Raw genomic sequence first — 19,056 nt, 5'->3', positions numbered from 1 at the left:
TCCGTTCTGTAAGATTTTTTAGGCTGCACCCTAACAGCCTATTTTCGTATGGTAACTACATTTGCTCCCTTGCCATTCGAAGTAAAATATTCATTGATTCAGGATTTCGACAATCTATCACCGACGGCAAGCCTTTTTTCGATCCGTCTCCCGATGAATCACTCTTGTAATCTACTCGCAACGCATCGGACATCATCAATTGCAGATTAGCCCACGAAATGCCCCACATTACGTAATCCAACGTCCAATGGTATCGGTTGATAATTGAGTCTATGCGTCCCCAGATGGTTTGCCCTCCGTAATAGCTATCCGATTTGCTTGCATCGTCTGGGAAACTTCGACCTGAAGCATTTTTACCGATCGGATAGCGTTCGTAAAATCAGCATAGTAAGACTGAAATACGATGTTTGAGAATAAAACAGACAAAGCTGTCGGAGTCATCGTCGGCGAATGGAGAATCAATTGGGTACGTTCTTCGAGCTGTTTGACGATCTCGTCATGCGTCTTCAACGTGGCAATCGCGATGATCTCGGCCACTTCCTCCGACTTTTTCGCACACATCTCCCACATTTTCTTGACTTCGTTTTCCGCCTCATCCGACAAAGCTATATCCAAAGAAAGAAGTCGTCGGCTAATCATTGCCAGCCGACCGAGCTGAAACGGATACAGATGCAGTGTAATGTCTTCTTCTCCTGAAGGGCTCTTGATGCAGAAAGATTCTGGTTGTTCAATAAGAGCCCCAAGTGCCCTTTGTTCAGTTAGTTTCTCGAGCTCAGTTTCCATGTATAGAAGAATTTGTTCCCGCCCCGGTCTCGCTCCGTGTTACAAGTCGTTAACTTTCTGGCGGGAGTGAAAATTATAGCGATGTTGTTGATGCTTTTGATCGGGCTGACAACGCCTGAACTTCTGGCTCGCCGCCCGATTCCTCGAATTTCGGCATTTCGATAGGCCACCACGACTTCCCGCCCTGCTTGGGTGCGAGGACATCTGCCGTGACGGCTATCTGGAGTGGATCGCTGGAATTCAATGCACCACTAAGACTTGCGGTAAACTTCAGGCGAGCGAAAGCTATACAGATACCTGTTTTGGAAACGAAAATAAATGCTTTCTCACCCTCATATAACATACCTCTATCAGGTTCCGTTGTGCCAAAATAGAATTGCAGTGTCTCATCGTCGAAGTCGATGATATTCCATGTGACCTCTTTCGATCCGGATGTCGAGTCTCGTAGAGATATACAGGGGTCTACTTCACCCTCCCGATGCCATTTGTTACTGGTAGGATTCGAAAAGTTGAAAGTAACACCACCACTGAGCGGTTGGGCCGTCTTCTTGAATTTTGCGAAGAGCGCCGCAGCACCCTCTTCGGTCACGCCTTTTGGTAGAGGGTCGCCGACATACACTGCATCCAATCCGACAAGTTGGTCGTCTTTCATAATTTAATATTTTTTTAGTTTGACTTTGATGTTTGAAAAGGTGTAGGAGATTTCCTCCTCACTGATGAGAGTCTCTTCGCTTACGTCGAAGAACCACCGGCTTTCAGCGGGATAGCATCGCAACGCGTCAAAGGCGATCCGGGTGAGTTCGTTCAGCCGTTCGCGATTCGGGTAACGCTGCTCCTCCCGGTTGATCGTGGGGGTCTGATCCGGCACATAGATATTTACATTAACCGTTGCTACTTGAACATCCCCCAATACATTGGTCAGTGAAGTCATTACTACGAACTCACCAGAAGGGTTTATCGGGTGATGATCTGCGTACATGACTGGTAAAGTTTCGTTCAAGGGTGATTCCCGCAGGCATTTCCAGACAAGGTTGAATATTTCGGTGCTCGTAAAATTCATTGTGCAGACGATTTCAGGTATCGTTTGAATTCAGCCTTGAGTGATTCGGCTTTCGATTCGACCCAATCTCCAGACCCTTGTAATACATCGTAGCCTTTGGCCTCTACGTATTGTGCATATTCCATCCCTGCCACCCATACGAGATAAGTTTTATTAACAGGAAGATTCCGAGCAACTTCCAGCGCGTGGGAATGGGCTTTTTGTTGCGGCTCTCCCCCTCCTGTGAAGTTCTCGGCCTTGATTCGGCCATATTGCACAACCACGTATCCGATTGAAGTACGCAGGTTTCCCGTTCTGTCGGTGTAATTACCATTCTCTCGAGCGTATTTCACCACCCGTTCGCCGAGCGATGCAAGCCAAGTAACAGCTTTTCGGTCGTATTCGTCCTGCATGTGGCGGAATCCTTGACTAACACGTTGCCAGTTGGTACGATCCTTTATAGCCATAGCTTTGTGTCTTCGTAACGTTGCCCGCTTCTGTAGAATCCCTGCACCGGATACGATGCGGTATCTTCATTTTTCGGTTTTTCGTCCGTCCGAGTCGTTCTATCAAAGATGTTGAATCCCCGGTTGTCGAAAATTCGCACTTTCGTGCCGATCGGGATTGGCTGCGTGTTGGCAGGCATCGTAACCTCGAACGAGTAAAGAAAGGCTTGGCCGTTTTGTCCTCGGACTTCCCGGGCTTGCCCGTTTTGCCTGGCATTGCATCGACCGACCAACCGCCATTCATTGATTCCCTCCGTCCAAGATCCGTCCGGATTCAACATGGCTTCCCCCTCGTACCACATTTCGAGCGTGTAGGGAAATCTTACCATATGTTAGAACGATCCATGATCAGCGTTCGACTGTCGAACTCGTCCGCAATGTCAGTCAGGTCGTTGTCCGTGGCGAGAGAGAAGATACGCTCTTTGAGCTTCTCAGTGTCATAGGACAAAGCATAGCCCCCGTTGCTCTCACTGGAGAGCACGACAAGGTCTCGCAAAATGGCGATTGTAGTCCGTGCCACGCTTGCTTTGTCCTCGACAGAATATTCTCCCTCTACGTTGATTCCCGTGTCAATACATGCCTTTTCGATCAGTGAATCATCCACGCTAAACGGATAAAGGCTGGCCGCTACTGCTTCGTGGTTCGTCATCAGAGGGTCTCTTTTTCAGGTTGTTTCTTGCGTTCGCGAATCTCTTCAACGAGTCCGAGGCCTTCGAGTATCTGCAACCGGTCGCGTTTCAGTTCGATAACTTCGTCCGGCTTGTACAGCCGCGCAAAGTCATCCTTGTCGCGGAACGCTTTGATCACTTTCGCTTTCATTAGGCCTGTACGGTTTTGATGTCCAACGTGTAAATCCGATCCACGTTTGTAATCACTGGTACCACACGCGCCTGCGAGGTGGTGTATTCACGCAGCGCGGGCCTATTTTCCCGGTACTTCGATACAAGGATGTAGTTTTCGGCAGTCTGATACGATACTCCTGCAACCGGATGGTTCATTTCGGCCAGATTTGTCCAAGCCAACGAACCTACTTGTTCGTCGCAAACGAACACGATTGTCCCCTCTTTCCATGGCCGTGTAACGGTCTGTTTGCCGTCCTTTTCGGTTCGGATAGCGCGGTCAATCTTCTCGACCGGAAATCCGAATTTATTCCGTATTGCAGCCGATGCCTGATCTTCGGAGAGGTTCGGAATCTTGTCGCCGACAAAACCCTGGATGAATGCGAATTGTTCACGAGCTTGCTGACTTTTACAGAACGCATCGAACCAGTACTTATCGGCATAGGCTCGCACGATGCTATTTCCATCGCTCGTAGCTTTCTTAATGACTTTTTCGATGTCGTCGATTGTCGTTGCCGTAGTCGGATTCCCGGCCCAAACCGTCGGAACGCCGAATTGATTGGCGGTCAAGTAGCCGTAATCGACCCGAACGCCCGTGCCGGGGTTGTTTTCCTCTTCAATGACCGCAACGCCGCTTGAAAGCCCGGCCAGAAACATCCACTCCAACCGTTCGTAAATCCCGGATATCACTCGCGGAGTGTCCTCAAAGATCGCTTGAACAATGGTGTTTATGTCCATTTCCCGTGCAATCATGGCATCGATGTCCGACATTTGCTTTTCGTTGAGAAACAGCTCCATCCCGAGCTTCGGGATTTCGCCTCCGGCCCGCGAAAGCGAGTCGCGCTTCTTTAGCGGAAGCGGCGAGTCCATCGCCACAACATCGGCCGCCACGCGCGTATAATTGCCTGTCAATCCCTCCCAACGACCGTCGACCGAAAACTTTGGAGCCAGCAGCCGCTTGAACAAGTATGACAATTCGGCGTTGCTCTTCCCGTTCAGCCGCTCGGTGATCGAGAGTACGAGCTGCGGGAAGTACTTTTTCACAAACTCAATATACAGTGTCTGTTCCATACTTTAGTCCTCCTGATAATCGATCAGTGGCAATGCCGTTTTGACATCGTCCATAATTTCCGTCATGCCGAACGGAGCGGCTTTGGGGTTGACGGTTCCCCGAACCATGATCGCCGCAAACGGTTTCTTGGTCTCGATGCTTGCCACCAGATACCCCGCATAGGAGGCTCCGACCGGTAAACTGGCGTATGCCGTGCTGTCTTCGTTGACGGGCATCGGCGCATAGTCGCCCCCTTGGGTCTTGATGATGAGGTGGCCGGCATGAATGACTTCGGGCTTGAAGCCCTCCACATTCAGCGTTCGGCCCCCTCTGATTCCGTCGAAATGATTGACAATAACTACGTTGTCATTGCCTGTAATGATCTCTCGGCGGTCGCTGTTCAGGTTTGCTGTTGCCATTAGTAAACGTTTTTTTAACACATTTTCGCGGCGATACTGTCTGCCTCTTCTTTGGACACTTCGCCGTTTCCGGAGAGCGGGAAATGACCGCTACCGGGGAGTCCTCGGGCTACTTCATGTTCACGAACCATAGAGAGGTAAGTTTTGATCCCCGCTTCGTCCATGTCATCCGGGATGCTGAATCCCTCCTTGGCTCGTTCGTCTGAAATTCCGAGTTCTTTGACCATTCGTTCGATCATCGCCGACCGTGCATCTTTCGCCTCTTTGGCTTCGTAAGCCGATAACTTCTCTTGCAAAGGGGCTACTTTAGCTGCAATCGCGTCTTCGATCATCTTTTGAATGTCGGGTTCGTCTTTTTTACCCTGCCCGCCCCCGGCGGCAGAGGATGTCTCAGCATCGGCCTTCAACTGCTCAAGTTGACCTTTTAGCGTGTTGTACTCGGTACGTGCGCGGTCGGAGTCTGATTGAAAAACTTTGAGAAGGTCTTCGACCCCGCTAACAACGGTTTCGATTTGCGATTCATCAGTGACGGATTTTGCCAGAGCGGCGGCCACTCCGTCCAGAGCTTCTTTGCTGAACCCCAGGTTAGAATACCGGGTTTTCAGCGCGGACAAGATTCTTTCTTTCATGTATTTCCGTGTCTATTGTGTGGGTTGAATGTTTCATTACATCCATCAAAAAAGGCCCGCCGGCAGGAGCTGGCAGACCCTATCACGCACCTGCGCGAGTGCGTTCCGGTAATTCCGTCTGAGTGTCTGTGTGGCTTGCTCCTGTACAAGCTCCAATGCAAATATTGACTGCCCCTTTACATTTTGCAATACCTGAACAGAAAAATTATTCGAAAAATAATTTTTTGTTTTCTTTGATCCAGTACGGAACAGAGCCGCGGTTCCTGGCCCGATCGATCCGGTCGGCATTTTTCTCCATCCATCTCCTCAATCCGTCTGGTACGGTCTCGACGCGATTGATAGGCTCCTCCCACCAGTCCCGATTCGTTCCCTCGTTGGCCAGAATCGGCACCGCATAACACTTGCAGTTCGGATGCCACCCGATGAATTTGAAATCTTTTGGGTAACGCCCTTCCAGAGCGTCGCATATCTCGAGTGGCGCTTTCCCCTTTTTGAACCGAGGGTACCACGCCTGAGCCAGCCAGGCAACATGCGACTTGGATGTTTTGATCTCGATCCCTACGATGAAGTCCAATTGCTGCCAACGTTCATAATCGGCTTGCCGATAGGCCCCATTTATCTCGGTACGGACCATCCGCAAGGCATTCTGATAGGACGAACGGTAGGCCCCTTGCCCGGGGTGGTGTGCCCGGGAGGCTTTTGACAAGACCAACTCCCCAAACCGATCGCGAACCCGACAAAAAAGACGATTCGGCTCTCTCAGGTATTGCCGGACGTCCTTGCTGATCTGCGCCGCGCTTCGCCCCTCGCTGAGTCCGACCGATAGAGCCAGTTCTATTTGAGCCCCGAACTGCTTTGTGTAGTGCCATACATGTTGCGAAAGCGTATGGCCATAAATCTTTCGGTGTAAAAATGCCTCGAGGGCCTCCAGATTATGCAGCATGTACCCTCGCTTCGGGTCGGAGAACAGTTCCCGTACCCATGAGTCGGACTTCTGGTTCGCAAAAGCCCACTCCGTAGCAACCCCGGCCTGAACGATCCCAAGCAACTTACCGTGCATCTCCCGGAGCCGCCCTGAGGCTTGTCCGTTCCGTATCTTGTCGGAAGCATAAGAAAACAATCGCCCTTCCTCCGGCAGGTAGGGATACGTAGTCCCGAGCCGGACAAGTTCTTCGATGTAGGCTTGATAGAGGGTATCAATCTCGGAAAGAAATGTCTTGATGTGTTTTCGGTGCTCCTGCTCCCACTTCTCAATGGCCAATTTGGGCATGTGCGCGCTTAAAAATTAGGTTCGGTAAAATCGTTCATCCCCCGTTCGGTCTTTTCGGCCTTGATGCGTTGGATTTCGATCTCCGGATTGTCCGTTACGCCGATCATTTTAACAGCCTGCTCCAACGAGATAATACCGTCGTTATAGGCTTTCCCGATGGCCGACCATTTCACTGTCACATCCTCATTGAACGGCTCCGAAAATTCATGCTCAATTTCGAGCTTCGCCAACTGGTCGGCCAATCCGATATGGGTGACTCGCGACATAATGGCAAGAATAATATTCTTGGCCCGGTCTACCACTACGTCATAGATTTCCCGGAGGTTGTCCCGCTTCATATATCCGAGGGCCAAAGCACGCCTCATGGCTTCCCCGGATAAAGTACCCATTCCTTTCATTGCCTCGAAAGACATATCCGGGGTGAAAGTGTCGAACAGAATTGAGGCGTTCAGGTCTCGTTTCTCGTTAGCTTGCAGGTCGGAGGCGGTGGGAGGGTTGATGTACTTGAAATCTCCGTCCTTGTTGTTGATTCGGATTACACCGCCGGGAACATCGGGGTCCGGTAGGCTGCTCAATGCGTCGGCCGTGGCAAGTGCAATTGGGTCGCCGAAATAGTTATTAGTGTCGGCGATCCCGGAGTCCATTTTCTCTTCGCGGTTTATTCGCTGTTGCACACCATCCCAAGCCTTGTTTTGCCGAATGTAGACGACGTTTATTTTTCCGGTCGGGTTCGGCATCTCGGACACCTCCCATCCGATATTCACTTTGCGAGTCCGGTAAATGACTGACGGGGTCTCTATGTCGAAATGCTCGATCGTGTTACTCCCTTCTTTCAATGAGTACCCATAACCAAAAGCAATCATGGTGCTGTATTGATCGAAAAGTGGTCGCAAGGTATAGCCGCCGGAATGGGACAGAACGACGGGCTTGACTGCGGACGCGCCTTGGCTGTTGCGGTACAGGTGAAACAAGATGGCTGCTTCGGTTTCCGCTCCTGCTGTTCTCTTGGCTTGACGCATGACGGTGTCGAATCGCATGGAACGAAGAAAGGAGGCGAATGCTGGGAATGCTTCGTTCTCCTCGGCCTTGGCAAGCTTCCATTTGATGGGGTTCCCGAGCAGGAAAAACAACTCCACTTCGTTGATATACCGCTGGCGGGCGCGGGGTAACTTTTCGGATACATAGGGCCTCTTCCCCTCGCGGTCTTTGTCGCGTCGGTACATGACGGCATGGAGTTCAGGGACGTATTCTTGGATCGCCCGTTCAACCTCTGTGTCGCGATTCTGCAACAGAGATTTTACGCGCCCAACGTCTTTGTCTTGAAGAAGCTGTAACAGAGTACGTTCTATTCCCAGTGCATTAAAGATGTTGTTCCTCAGAACATCATAGAGATTTCTGTAAATTGGTTTCATGTCTTCCGTATTGAAAAGTCGCTTGTCTCTTCACAAGCGTTGGTCTTTTGCCTAAAAAATGCCCAAACTGGCCTTGTCGTAGGTTGTTCGGGTCAATATCTTCCCGAGGATCATACCCAATACGTAGTAACGCACGGCGTCGCACAGGTGGTCTTCCTGTCCGTCGGCGGGGCGGTTGATCGGGTTGCCGTTCTTGTCTTTGTCCCACACGTAGTTTCGGAACTCGCGTAGCATGTTGTACGATCGCTCCGTCACATGGATGTTCATCTCCAGCATCTTTCCGATCCCGGCAATGATGGATGGGCCACTCTTGTCCACCGGGTAGATCAGGATACCGGCGTTGGAAATCTCGTCGATCAGGCGCGGGTCGGCCGATTCAGATATGACCTTGAGGTTCCGATAAGGCTTAAGGGTCTCGATAATATCTTTCGTCAGCATGCGGGTGCGATAACAGATCTCGTCGACATAGAGGTCGTTCCCAACAATTCCGCATCGGGCAATGGCCGTCGGGTCGTTGGAGTATCCGAAGTCCTGACATAATGCCACTTTGTCGCACCACTCCGGAAACTCTTTTACGACAGTTATGTGCTTGAAGATCGCTCCTTCCGCTACATCCACCCACCGCCCCATAACGACATGTGCATATTTATCCGGATTCTCAACTTTCATTCGCTCGACCTCTTGCAAAAACTCGGCACTCAGGTAGTCGATATTGTCCAGATAGGTTGTGTGGATATGCAAAACATTCGGGTGGGTGCTGATCTGCACCTCTACGCCGTCGATGTTAACTATCCGGTGGGTGTTCTGAATGTATTTTTTGTAAATGAAATGGTTGGAGTCGGTCGGGTTCATAATGATTATCACCCGATTTTGGATACCCTTTTGGCGAATCGACAGGACGAGTTTTTCAAAGTCTGCTTCGCTGGTCCACTCCTCGGCCTCGTCGCACACAAAAGTCGTGATCCCTTGAATGGATTTGAGCTTGGCGGTCTGATTCCCGGATGAGGTCTTAATCCCCCGAAACAAAACCTTGGAACCGGAAACCAGATTTTCGACATCCGTCTTGGTGATGTTAAAGAACTCTTCTGTGCCGTCGGCCTCGATCTTTTCGGCAAACTCTGGGATGACCGATATAGCCGCCGAGGCCATGGTGTATCGGCAATACAAAATAACATGGCCCTCTTCAAAAGACAACCGCTCGATGAATGCCCCGGCATTGAAACTTTTGCCCGATCCGCGCCCTCCGGTAATAAGGATGATAGAGTGTTCGGTGTCGGTGTACAGAGGGATGTATATGTCCTGCGGTTCGATCATTTCTTTTGCAAGCGCTCTTTCACCCAATCGCGGATGCTGATGGAGCCTTTCATGCTAACGTCGGCTTCTACCTCTTGACGTTCTACATACCCACGTTTTTTACCCCGTGTCTTAAGGGTGAAAATTATCGCGGTCTCGGATGGTCGCTCGCGCCACCCCGCAAATACTTTGTTCCCCATTTCATCTTGTTGTATGTCGGGAACGCCTGCAACCAGCTTACGCAAGTTGCTTTCGGCCAAATCGACAAATCGCTCGCGAGAGTCATCAAGTGTCTGTTTGAACTGGGGATCGTTTTCACACCAAGCATATACGGTGTTTCGAGACACTTTGAAATGTGCGGCAATATCTGATAGTATTCCTCCGCAGGCATTGGCTACCTGCTCGAATTTCTCTATTGGCGGTTTGGTGCTCGGGTATGCCATTTTTATTGTGTTAAACTTGTTAAACTTTCATATTTTATTCCACCCGCTCCACCATGTCGGAAAACATTTCGCCGGGAATGAGTTTGTCATTCGGTAAAAAGTCGAACCGGAGCATAAAAGCGGACTTGGCTCGGTAGGATTTGAAATTGAGCATTACGTACGATTCAAGGTCTTCGGCACGTTGTTCTGCCTTTTGCCGTATCTGCTCTTTCATCTCCTTAACGGCTGCTTTTCGCTCTTCATAGGGGCGTTCAAGCTCTTCAAAATCATCTAGCGTATCTGCAAGGCCAGCACTAAGCTCATCGTGCATGACGGATATTCCGTAGATGTTCATGTCGGCTTCGGACAACCCGGCTGCCTGGTAGTCAACCTCCGGAACCAGCACCTTCATCTTCTCCATGTCGAACTCACCCATCGCAGATGGAGAGTTCATGAAAATGTTTTGTTCTCGTTCGGCCTTGTCGTCCAACTCTACGGCTTCAACCTTGATGTTGTAGTCCGTTTCGGATGTCCCGTCGTAACCATTGATGATGTCGAGTGTCTGAACTCGCTTATGGCCGGATACCAGATAAGAAGAGAGACGGTTCCAGACGATCCCGCCAAGATAACCAACGGTCTTGAAGTTCTTTTTGAGTTTCTTGACCACTTCGGCATCTTCCTTGCGGGGATTATAAGGTGCAAAGTTGATTTCGGAACGCTTGATTACGACCGTCTCACTTTGCTTGTATTTTGGATGCTGCTCTTTTTTCTTCGTCATATCGCAATAATATATTTCGAGACAAGGGGAACACTCTGTAAATCTTTTCAAGATCTTGTGGATAGTGTCGGCGGAGATAATCGAACACCTCGGGCAGGAAGGTCAATCCCTGTGACTTGTTTTTGTTGTAGGAGATCGGCTCGGGGAGTTTGCGAGCCTTGATGTAGGCCATCACGTCCGACTTCTTCCATCGGGAGAGCGGATAGACCTTGTTCGTGCTGCTTATCGCCTCGTTCTCGTAGCCTCGCAGCATGATACAACGATTCATTCCGTCCGACTGCTTCATCCCGTAGAACGAGTACCCGATGCCGGTTTTCATCCGGATTCGTTCGTCTACGTCCTTGAGGGAAAGCAATTTGATGTTTGGATTCGGAATGCAGTACAAACCGCAACGCAGCACGCGGGTCAATGTCCAATGAGGGATTTGCAGAACTGTGACGTTGGTATAACGACTCTTTATCGACCGTAAATAATTATCAATATGGTCGAGGCCCTTGACAAAATACATGAACACGCAAACCACCTCTTTGAAGTGCGGGGCCATCAGGTCGAGAAGTACTTCGCTATCTTTCCCGCATGAATAAAAAAGGATTGCCCTATCCGTTTTTTTTCGGACAGAGGCAATCACTTCATTTGCATGGTCTATCGGCGTCATGATTAACCAGCCGACATGCCAAAGGCGGCACGGACGTCACGATAACGACCAGCACGGTCGGTAGATCGACCGCCTACCGTTCGGTAGCGAATCCGGCTAACACCGGTAGCACGATTGATTCGATTTCTTACAGAATTTCGAGTGTGGCACTAAATTTAAAGGTTTAACAATTCGTTTTCTTAAGCACCTTGCCCAAGAGGTAATCAATCTCGGTCATGGTGCATTCGTTGCCGTTGTGCTCATACACAATCGGCTCTTTCGTCTCTTCATCGCAGACGTCGATCAACTCGGCACCTTTTACCTCCACAAGTACGCCAGGGCGGCCGGTTTCGTACCCCATCCAAAATTGGATAGCATCGTAGTGGTTGACGATCGTATCAACGCCTTTTTCGCCCTCCCAAGATGATTCGGGCACCTCGCTGTCTTTCTTGTAGATCTTGCCAGTACTGTTGTCGCGATACGAAATATATTTTGTATTGGTGGGGCGAACTTCGCGGGTTTCAACCATCTTTTCGCCCGACAAAATAGCGTCGAACCACTTTTTCTTGATTACAAGCGTTAAAATCTTCATGTGTTCTTTGATTTCGTAGCTTCTTGGTAGCGGGGGCAAGAGTCGAACTTGCGTCTTCTGGACACTACCCAGACGTGGTACCGCTGCACTACCCCGCATGTCATCTTGCTACAAATTTTGCGTCGCAATTTACATTTTACAACATAAAATATTCAGTCATTCAAATTTTCTGTTTGTGATCCGGTATTTTCGAAGGTTGTAAGCAGCGAAAAAAGGGCGATCAACTCTTTTCTAAACGTCTCGTCTTGAATGAACCGGGCAATTACATCAAAGGGGGTGAAATCGTAATTCTGAGACATCGCTAAGCCAATTTTGTGAGGTTAGCGATTTTGAAACAGCGATATTCTCCGCGTTCGGTGTCGAAATAGACTTGGATCGTCGGGTTCGGCTTGCGTTCGGTGCCCCGCGTTTCGGGCAGCAGATCGGGGCACAGCGTGCCGAATGCTTCGCGAATCTCGCCCGAAACTTTTTGATAGTAGAACTTGACGATACCGGCCCGCATTTTCGCTCTGAGCTTGAAGTTAAGCCAAGAGGCTCTGAGAGCCTCGGCCATGGAGTAGCCGTTGCGCTTGACCATTTGCCATGCGAGACGCATGATCTCGCGTAAATCGGTCGTTTTCATGATGTGAGTAGACATTTTGGAGCAATAAAAACAGCGGCATCGCTCTAACCCGCTGTCTACTCACTTTTAAGGGTGATTACTATTGCCATTACAACAATAGTACGGGGATGATACCGCTGAAAGTATAAGGCACAAAAAAAGCACCATCTGGTGCACCTCGCACCCTTAATTGTAAGTAGACATTGCAAATGTAATCATATTTTTTGAATGTGCAAATTTTGAATATCAAAAAAGCCTCGAAATTTTCGAGACTATATAAAGTGTCTATTTATTGGATTTAATAAATTCAGATGCAACCCAAACCTCAAATTTATCATTCCCCGTATTAACTTCTATTTTGCATTTACCGAATTTTTTCTCTTTCATGGTATAGGAATTGACATACGGATTCAACACATAAACCCTCTGAGAAGCAATCATCAAAACAAGTGCATCTTCATCTTTCCGATTACACACTTTATTTAGTTGATCATAATCAAATTCGGAAACTGCGGACAGACACTGTTTGGTCAATTCGCACTTCTCTCCTATCGCTGGCAATCTATCCGTACTTGAACAATTGATGAAAATAAGCACAAATGCTATCAATAGCAACATCCTTTTCATGCCTACATTGTTGAATGTTATAGTAAGTGTCATTTAGAAACTGTTTCGGTTGAGCATGTTTGTTGAATTATGCTGAGAATAGTTGAGAGGAAAATTCAACAGTGGCCTGTTGATCCGTTCCCTCTGTTTCCATTTTTATCCTCAAAGCCTCTGACTTTCTGAACTCTTGCGCTTCAGCGAGTCGGGTAAATTCTATGTCTCCGTGATTTTCTTTCACAACCCGTTCAATCTCAGATAAAGGTACATTGAAAAATTCTCTGCGGCGATTGATGAGATTTAGCCGATTGGAATCAAATTGCTTATGTAATTTTGCCTCCAATCCGGGTGCATCTTCTGAGAAAATAATTGCATGTACGTCAAAACAGAAAGGTACGCTGGCATCTCCCAGCTCTCGCACACGATCCATCGGATCAAGACGACGAGTCATGCCGATTTTATACACATTTTCGCCAAAAGAACCCACATTGGAGATTACATACACATGACCTCGCCTTGTTTGTTGTGCCATGGAAATAGCACGTTGTTTATTGTTTTCGGCCTCTGCAACACGAGCCTCTAATTCTCCAATTTTAGACAGTAACTTCGCTTGTTGTGCCCCTTGCAAAGTTTCTACCTCTTTGCGTGCTTTATCCAGTGCTTTTTGGTAAGCCTCTTCTTCTTTTTGGGCTTTCAACATCGCGGCTTCAATCTCTTTGCGTGCTTTTTCTTCCTCCCGCATTTGTTCACGAATCTGCCTCTGCTCTTCTTTTTCTTCATGTTTTTTGAGCTTGTACTCGTAAGCTAATCTCAACTCTGTTACTTTGAGACTGGCATAAGCTCGGGAAATATAAATCCCCTGTTTATCATAAATTTTATTGATCGCCTCCAATGACTTCTGGATACGTTCCTCCATCCTTGAAACATTGTTCCAGTCAACATCGGCAATAAAACTATCACACTCTCCATTAAATGCCCGCAGCATGAGTTTTTTCTCCCTCTTAACCATTGCAGCCCCTTGGGCAATACTGCCATTCCAGGATATATTTTCACCGCCGAGTACCGCAGATTCATTCCGGATCTCCCGTTTTTGGTGTTCCCGAATCTTGGAGATTTCCTCCTTGTATTTTTCGGAAGTATCGAAATCAAAATGTGGTTGATAAACCCCGTATTCAGCCAGTTCAATAACCTCCTGGTATATTCCAGCTTCTCGTTGCAGCCGTTTGTAGGTGTCAAGCCCATTTTTGTATTTATTCTCTAGCTCAGACAGTTGCTTTTCGAGGGCACTTATATTAGACTCCAGTGATATTTTGCGATTCTCTGCATCGCGCACAATGACACCGGCCTTATTAGTGGCCAGTGTAATAATATCATCCGCTTGATTTTGGGCTTGTTCAATGATACGTTTTGCCTCTGCTTCCGCATCGACAACTTGCTCGTATTGTTTTAATTCTTCAATATGCTTACGAAGTTGCGCTATTTCGGCTAACTCTTTCTTTTTCAAAAAATCAAAAAATCCCATAATCAAGAATTTATATAATCTGTTTATTGATTATCAATCCGCCATTTCTTTTTGAGTCAATTTAATCTTCACGGTTTTCACGATTAGGCAAAGTACAACCTCTTCGGGATGTTTTTGAGTTGGAATCATTAAGAGCGGGCTGAAGCCTCGTGGGAGCGGATGCCCTCTTCTGTGTCTTGTTTTCCCAGTTCCTTCAGAAGTTTGTTGTTTTGTTCGATTAGTGCGTCGATTCTTTCCGACTGCGACTTGATTTGTTCCGATTGGGTCTGCAATTGCTTGGCCTGCATCTCCATAATGTTCATCATTCGATCAAAACGGTCACCGGACAACTCGCTCTGAAGGGATTGCGACTGCCCGACTTCTTGAGCTGGATTCTTCAGCATCTCACCCTCCCCGGTGAGCAGCCAAATGTGATTCACTTCTGGAAATTTATCTTCAATAATGTTTATGTCAAATGTATTTCGTTTAAGCCATTGGGAAAGATTTTGAGGAGAAACACCTAAGTATCGTGCAAATTCGGCCTTTGATGTAAAGTTTTTATATCGCATCAAAGTGCTTAATATTAATGCTTTGTTGACAATCATAAGACATTCACATGAAAAATATTGCCGGTTTTATTTGTAAAGTTGCCATTGTTGTTTATCTTTGCATTGTGATACAAACGATACCGCAAATGTATCGTACCTGTATCGCATTGCAAATACCAAAAATAGGGTAAAAATATCGGAAAACCAAAATGAGGCAAGTACGATCCCGAGTGATTTTCCGTGCTTAAAATCTGATATTCCGATGATTACGAATTTTGGAAAATATTTTTTGCAAAAAACATTTGGTGGATTCAAAAAATCTTCTGATGTTTGCAGTGCCAAAACTTCGCTATTAAAAGCGTGTACATACTATTCTCGTCATAAGGCGAGCTTCTTTCCGGGTGTCATCTTTTTTGATGGCGGAGTTTTGGCGAACTTTTGGAAGGGGCTTGCCTCTTTTGTCATATCCATAACCGAACTTTCAGACCAATGCCAAAACTCCCTGAAAGCGCGGAAGCGGGGAAGTATAGTACCCGCTCTGCCTCGACATCCTCTTTTCTCGACCTCTCGGATCGGGAAATCGCAATCCGTATCAAATCGCTACCGCTGGACGAGCTCGAAAGGCTCGCCCCGCTGCTCCGCATCCTTTTTTGCGGCGTAATGGAGTGTGCTGAAAACAGCAATATACAACGACAAACAGATGATCAATAAGTATTCTTTCCAGCCGGGATGGGACAAGGTTCGCCCTTGCGACCAGGAACACATGAAAAAAGCATTGATGGAAGCTCGCGGGATCACCTCGGATATTGCGTGGCGTAACTGTAAGAGCGGGAGGGTTGAGCCGAAAGCCAGCAAAAAGGAGGCAATAGAAAATGTTTTCCGCAGCTACGGAATCAGAACGGGGATTTGGGGCTATGAAACCGAAGAGTACAAGTCAGCTAACGCCGCAGGAGCTTAGGGTGGCTTCCCTGACGGCTGGCGGGTTCTCCATCAAGGAGATTGCCGAGCGGCTGCACAAGAGTATACACACGATTACCACTCAACGTCGGGCGATCAATCGGAAATTGGAGATCAATAAAGACATGGAGCTATCTCGATGGTGGTTCTGCACCATGTTCTCCATTTCGGAGGAACAAATAGCCGACAAAATGAGACAGGCAGGGGCCTTGGTGTTGCTCGCGCTGTTTTCGCTGCACTTGTCGCAGGCGTCCGATCAGCTGTTAGTGCGGCGAGTGCGTGGCCGACGAAACGAAACAGAACTGATAATTTAAACAAGATACAATGAAGACATTCTTCAAAGCATTAGGAATTACGCTGCTGATTGCGTTGTGCGTAATTGCATTTTATGCCACGCTTTTTTTGATAGATACGCATTTCGGCAGCATAGCTACGGCTTGCGTAGGGCTGTTTTTTGCTATCGCAATTGGAACATTCATGCTGTATAAAGCATTCAAAGATTAGAACATGAAAGCGAGCATCATTGTCACGACGAATAACGGGAAGCCGGATATCCATATCTGCGAAATTGGAGGGTACGACGTGGCCAGCCCGAGTTCTGAAAAGGAGCTGTGCATTTTGAAAAAAATATTTGCTCGACACTCAGAGCAAATCAAAAAGGAGTTGACCGAAGAGTTTGCTAGTGCGATTGATTGGCAACCAAAAGAGTTTCCGACCGGTATCATCAATCCGGCGACCGGTAAGGAGTGGATATTGTCGGACTACTACGTCGACGAGAAAGGCAACAAGTATTTCACCCACGACGAGGCACTGAAGATTTGGGACAGCCTGCCCGGTTGGGGGCCATGCACCGACGAGTTTCACCAAGCGTTGGTCGAGTTGGTGTGGGACAAAGAGGCCTGCGTGTGGCGAAAGGACGTGAATGGCACGGGGCTGAATGGCTTCGAGTACATGACTCAGAAGCTCGGATATGAGTTGGGTGGATTTCGCGACAAATATTATACGGGCGCTCTGACGAACGTCGGCGGCTACGGGTACAGTTGGTCTTCCTCCTTTAGCGGGACTAGCGGCGTGTTCTTGTACTTCAACACGCAGCGCCTCAACCCCAGCAGCGCGAACAGCCGCGCCTGCGGTTTTCAGTTGCGTTGCCTCTCAGAATAGAGAGCGGCTTGTCCGCGTATTGAAACTTACCCCGACCTTTCCGCCTGAGGGCGGGAGGACGGGGATACAAAAAACAAAAAATCATGAAAAATCAAATCAAAATCGTGTTGACGGCCATCATTGTTGTATGCGGAGTCATTTTAGCTCTCCTTTGGGGGATTCCGCGATATAAAGTATGGCAGCAGGAGATGTCCGGGAAAGCCGAGTTTGCCAAAGCCGAGCAGAACCGGAGGATTAAAATCGAAGAGGCTAAAGCTAACCTTGAAGCGGAGAAGCTCAATGCTCAGGCCGAAATTGAGCGGGCAAAAGGGGCTGCTGAAGCCATTAAGATCGAAAATGGCAGTTTGACAACACAGTACATCCAATATCTATGGGTTCGCCAACAGAACAGCGTTTCAAATAAAGTGATTTACATCCCAACAGAAGCAAATCTTCCCATTTTAGAAGCTCAATCAAAATAAGCACTCAGCATGCGATAGGCGGTTAAGCGGATAGGCCGCAGGGGTTTGGGGTTATTAGCGGGTTCGACTCCCGCCGCATGCACAACAAGATCATACACAAGGAGTTATGTTTGACAATGCAAAAAATACGAGCAAAGATTTGGCGAAGTCGAAAACTTTGTCTACGTTTGTATTGCGAACCAGTCGTGAATACACGACTACCAATTATATATTAGTAAGTAGCTCAAAGCAATTTGGGCGTGGTCTCGTAGCACTTCTGCATCCGTGTAGTCGTGGCTGGTTCGCAAAACTGAGAGGCTGCGCCCTTTCTTTATATCCATACTTAAAACTTTTGACCTACAATGCGAACCAGCGTCAAAAGCAGCATTTCGGCACAAGGTGCCGTATCTGCACGTCCATTCGACCGGCTTACCAAAGCTCAGATGGTCGAACTTCTAAATCACAACATTTCAAAACCGCTCACGCCGGAGCAGTTCCAGCGTTGCGCAGCATCGGCACTCTATCGATGGTGTGCTTCGGTCATCGCCGGTCAATTCGCCTCCATGATCGAATTGACGGATCGGATCGGCGTTCTCGAAAAAATCTACCGGAACCGATAAGCCTTTGCCGATCGTGGAAGCAAAGCGCAAAGGCGGCATGCCGGGGAACAATAGTACCCGCGCTGCATCGGATTGGTTCCTTTTTCTCACGGACGAAGAAATCGCTCTTCATGTCAAACTCCTCTCGATGGACGAGCTTAAACGGCTCGCTCCGGCCCTACGTATCCTTTTCGCTGGCCTGATGGCCTATGATGAACAGAACTCTAAAAATCGCTGAATGCCATGCCTTTCGTCGATGAAATAACAATAGATACTCCGATATCGATGCTGACTGTTGGTCAATTGTGCGAGATTCTCGGAAAGACCTTGCCGACACAGATCGAGGTTCACCAAGCGGCGCAAAAAAATATAGTTCGTGGGTATCTCGGCCTTATGGAAGCAATGAATGTCGGGCGTACCACGGTAGCCGATTGGGTTGCGAGCGGAAAGATAGAGGAGGCGACCACTCGCGAGGGCCGGAAGATTTGGTTCGACGTGGATAAAGTACGTGAATTACTCGGCAGAAAGTCCGGCGGACGCAAGGAATGAAAGCGATGGCCACTCACGATTTCATAACGCAAAACGCTTTAAACTACACAAATATGAGCGACTTGATTTTTTATTCGATAACGATTCTCGGTGGCATCTCATTCTTATACGGGGTTCTTTATGACTTGGCCAAAGGGCCTCGCCGGTTTCGAAATGCCGAGATGGAAGCCAATCGACACAGCCATACGGTCAAAGACCGATAAGACAGAGTTTGCAGGAATGTCTAAAAACACTCAGCAGAAAACAACTAAACAAGATGAGAGCCGTGATGTTGAAACAAATCATGAAAGCCCTTCCAATAAGAAAGTCAAAAACCATAAAAGGAGGAGAGATTAAATCGCTAGAGCTCCTCCTTCGCGGATCGGGATGGGTATTAAGCTCAACGGATGACTTTACTCCTCTTAAAAAGAGAGACGAATCCACATTGAGG

General features: G+C 48.1%; 29 protein-coding genes. 9 read left to right on the top strand and 20 right to left on the bottom strand.

The genetic code is table 11. The features are described 5' to 3' along the window. Nucleotides 1–270: 270 nt before the first annotated feature. The 20 genes from ACTO3O_RS01170 to ACTO3O_RS01075 form a co-directional block, all read right to left on the bottom strand. The gene (locus ACTO3O_RS01170) at nucleotides 271–783 is read right to left on the bottom strand and encodes a hypothetical protein (RefSeq protein WP_482596347.1); all 513 of its coding nucleotides are present in this window, start codon (nucleotides 781–783) and stop codon (nucleotides 271–273) included. Nucleotides 784–856: 73 nt separating this feature from the next. After that, nucleotides 857–1,435: a hypothetical protein gene (locus ACTO3O_RS01165; protein ID WP_482596346.1), complete on the bottom strand. Its 579-nt coding sequence runs from the start codon at nucleotides 1,433–1,435 to the stop codon at nucleotides 857–859. 3 nt (nucleotides 1,436–1,438) lie between these two features. Then, nucleotides 1,439–1,714, bottom strand: a complete 276-nt coding sequence (locus ACTO3O_RS01160) for a hypothetical protein (protein ID WP_482596344.1) — start codon at nucleotides 1,712–1,714, stop codon at nucleotides 1,439–1,441. Nucleotides 1,715–1,839: 125 nt separating this feature from the next. Then, a complete protein-coding gene (locus ACTO3O_RS01155; protein WP_482596342.1) occupies nucleotides 1,840–2,289 on the bottom strand; it encodes an HK97 gp10 family phage protein in 450 nt (149 codons plus the stop codon). A gap of 361 nt (nucleotides 2,290–2,650) precedes the next feature. Continuing rightward, nucleotides 2,651–2,977, bottom strand: a complete 327-nt coding sequence (locus tag ACTO3O_RS01150; RefSeq protein WP_482596340.1) for a DUF6706 family protein — start codon at nucleotides 2,975–2,977, stop codon at nucleotides 2,651–2,653. After that, nucleotides 2,977–3,147: a hypothetical protein gene (locus ACTO3O_RS01145; RefSeq protein WP_482596339.1), complete on the bottom strand. Its 171-nt coding sequence runs from the start codon at nucleotides 3,145–3,147 to the stop codon at nucleotides 2,977–2,979. Before ACTO3O_RS01145 ends, ACTO3O_RS01150 begins: the two co-directional genes overlap by 1 nt. Next, nucleotides 3,147–4,238: a major capsid protein gene (locus tag ACTO3O_RS01140; protein WP_482596337.1), complete on the bottom strand. Its 1,092-nt coding sequence runs from the start codon at nucleotides 4,236–4,238 to the stop codon at nucleotides 3,147–3,149. Before ACTO3O_RS01140 ends, ACTO3O_RS01145 begins: the two co-directional genes overlap by 1 nt. 3 nt (nucleotides 4,239–4,241) lie before the next feature. After that, nucleotides 4,242–4,637, bottom strand: a complete 396-nt coding sequence (locus ACTO3O_RS01135; protein WP_482596335.1) for a hypothetical protein — start codon at nucleotides 4,635–4,637, stop codon at nucleotides 4,242–4,244. Between the two features lie 14 nt (nucleotides 4,638–4,651). Next, nucleotides 4,652–5,266 carry a hypothetical protein gene (locus tag ACTO3O_RS01130; protein WP_482596333.1) on the bottom strand — a complete coding sequence of 205 codons (615 nt, stop codon included), beginning with the start codon at nucleotides 5,264–5,266 and terminating at the stop codon, nucleotides 4,652–4,654. A gap of 205 nt (nucleotides 5,267–5,471) precedes the next feature. Then, complete coding sequence (locus ACTO3O_RS01125; protein ID WP_482596332.1) at nucleotides 5,472–6,536, bottom strand: structural protein; 1,065 nt, start codon at nucleotides 6,534–6,536, stop codon at nucleotides 5,472–5,474. Between the two features lie 8 nt (nucleotides 6,537–6,544). Continuing rightward, nucleotides 6,545–7,948: a phage portal protein gene (locus tag ACTO3O_RS01120; RefSeq protein ID WP_482596330.1), complete on the bottom strand. Its 1,404-nt coding sequence runs from the start codon at nucleotides 7,946–7,948 to the stop codon at nucleotides 6,545–6,547. A 51-nt stretch (nucleotides 7,949–7,999) separates the two neighbouring features. Continuing rightward, a complete protein-coding gene (locus tag ACTO3O_RS01115; protein ID WP_482596328.1) occupies nucleotides 8,000–9,262 on the bottom strand; it encodes a PBSX family phage terminase large subunit in 1,263 nt (420 codons plus the stop codon). Beyond that, nucleotides 9,259–9,684, bottom strand: a complete 426-nt coding sequence (locus tag ACTO3O_RS01110) for a hypothetical protein (protein ID WP_482596326.1) — start codon at nucleotides 9,682–9,684, stop codon at nucleotides 9,259–9,261. Before ACTO3O_RS01110 ends, ACTO3O_RS01115 begins: the two co-directional genes overlap by 4 nt. Nucleotides 9,685–9,718: 34 nt before the next feature. After that, nucleotides 9,719–10,441, bottom strand: coding sequence for a ParB N-terminal domain-containing protein (locus ACTO3O_RS01105; protein WP_482596325.1), 723 nt, complete (start codon nucleotides 10,439–10,441; stop codon nucleotides 9,719–9,721). Further along, nucleotides 10,398–11,096 carry a phosphoadenosine phosphosulfate reductase domain-containing protein gene (locus tag ACTO3O_RS01100; RefSeq protein ID WP_482596323.1) on the bottom strand — a complete coding sequence of 233 codons (699 nt, stop codon included), beginning with the start codon at nucleotides 11,094–11,096 and terminating at the stop codon, nucleotides 10,398–10,400. The genes ACTO3O_RS01105 and ACTO3O_RS01100 overlap by 44 nt, the downstream gene beginning before the upstream one ends. A gap of 163 nt (nucleotides 11,097–11,259) precedes the next feature. Continuing rightward, on the bottom strand, nucleotides 11,260–11,667 hold the full coding sequence (locus tag ACTO3O_RS01095) for an ASCH domain-containing protein (RefSeq protein WP_482596322.1): 408 nt from the start codon (nucleotides 11,665–11,667) through the stop codon (nucleotides 11,260–11,262). A 301-nt stretch (nucleotides 11,668–11,968) separates the two neighbouring features. Beyond that, nucleotides 11,969–12,289, bottom strand: coding sequence for an SH3 beta-barrel fold-containing protein (locus tag ACTO3O_RS01090; RefSeq protein ID WP_482596320.1), 321 nt, complete (start codon nucleotides 12,287–12,289; stop codon nucleotides 11,969–11,971). Nucleotides 12,290–12,553: 264 nt separating this feature from the next. After that, a complete protein-coding gene (locus ACTO3O_RS01085) occupies nucleotides 12,554–12,928 on the bottom strand; it encodes a hypothetical protein (RefSeq protein ID WP_482596319.1) in 375 nt (124 codons plus the stop codon). A gap of 34 nt (nucleotides 12,929–12,962) precedes the next feature. Beyond that, the gene (locus tag ACTO3O_RS01080; protein WP_482596318.1) at nucleotides 12,963–14,393 is read right to left on the bottom strand and encodes an SNIPE associated domain-containing protein; all 1,431 of its coding nucleotides are present in this window, start codon (nucleotides 14,391–14,393) and stop codon (nucleotides 12,963–12,965) included. Between the two features lie 128 nt (nucleotides 14,394–14,521). Beyond that, on the bottom strand, nucleotides 14,522–14,977 hold the full coding sequence (locus tag ACTO3O_RS01075) for a helix-turn-helix domain-containing protein (RefSeq protein WP_482596316.1): 456 nt from the start codon (nucleotides 14,975–14,977) through the stop codon (nucleotides 14,522–14,524). A 205-nt stretch (nucleotides 14,978–15,182) separates the two neighbouring features. On the opposite strand from ACTO3O_RS01075, the gene ACTO3O_RS01070 reads away from it, so the two are divergent. From ACTO3O_RS01070 to ACTO3O_RS01030, 9 genes are all read left to right on the top strand, one after another. Beyond that, complete coding sequence (locus ACTO3O_RS01070; RefSeq protein WP_482596314.1) at nucleotides 15,183–15,581, top strand: hypothetical protein; 399 nt, start codon at nucleotides 15,183–15,185, stop codon at nucleotides 15,579–15,581. Nucleotides 15,582–15,620: 39 nt separating this feature from the next. Beyond that, nucleotides 15,621–15,878 carry a hypothetical protein gene (locus ACTO3O_RS01065; protein WP_482596313.1) on the top strand — a complete coding sequence of 86 codons (258 nt, stop codon included), beginning with the start codon at nucleotides 15,621–15,623 and terminating at the stop codon, nucleotides 15,876–15,878. Continuing rightward, complete coding sequence (locus ACTO3O_RS01060; RefSeq protein ID WP_482596312.1) at nucleotides 15,835–16,191, top strand: response regulator transcription factor; 357 nt, start codon at nucleotides 15,835–15,837, stop codon at nucleotides 16,189–16,191. Before ACTO3O_RS01065 ends, ACTO3O_RS01060 begins: the two co-directional genes overlap by 44 nt. A 10-nt stretch (nucleotides 16,192–16,201) precedes the next feature. Next, nucleotides 16,202–16,381 (top strand): hypothetical protein, encoded by a 180-nt coding sequence (locus ACTO3O_RS01055; protein WP_482596310.1) that lies wholly within the window; start codon nucleotides 16,202–16,204, stop codon nucleotides 16,379–16,381. Between the two features lie 114 nt (nucleotides 16,382–16,495). Next, entirely contained in the window at nucleotides 16,496–17,038 is a 543-nt protein-coding gene (locus ACTO3O_RS01050; protein ID WP_482596309.1) for a hypothetical protein, read from the top strand. Between the two features lie 83 nt (nucleotides 17,039–17,121). Further along, entirely contained in the window at nucleotides 17,122–17,499 is a 378-nt protein-coding gene (locus tag ACTO3O_RS01045) for an SPFH domain-containing protein (RefSeq protein WP_482596308.1), read from the top strand. Between the two features lie 422 nt (nucleotides 17,500–17,921). Then, on the top strand, nucleotides 17,922–18,098 hold the full coding sequence (locus ACTO3O_RS01040; protein WP_482596306.1) for a hypothetical protein: 177 nt from the start codon (nucleotides 17,922–17,924) through the stop codon (nucleotides 18,096–18,098). Between the two features lie 4 nt (nucleotides 18,099–18,102). Next, on the top strand, nucleotides 18,103–18,315 hold the full coding sequence (locus ACTO3O_RS01035) for a hypothetical protein (RefSeq protein WP_482596304.1): 213 nt from the start codon (nucleotides 18,103–18,105) through the stop codon (nucleotides 18,313–18,315). Between the two features lie 5 nt (nucleotides 18,316–18,320). Further along, complete coding sequence (locus tag ACTO3O_RS01030) at nucleotides 18,321–18,626, top strand: DUF3853 family protein (protein ID WP_482596302.1); 306 nt, start codon at nucleotides 18,321–18,323, stop codon at nucleotides 18,624–18,626. The last annotated feature ends 430 nt before the right edge of the window (nucleotides 18,627–19,056 follow it).

Source organism: Rikenella sp., assembly GCF_056799795.1.
The sequence above is the reverse complement of the archived record's forward strand: the minus strand, read 5'-3'. Positions and strand labels throughout refer to the sequence as shown.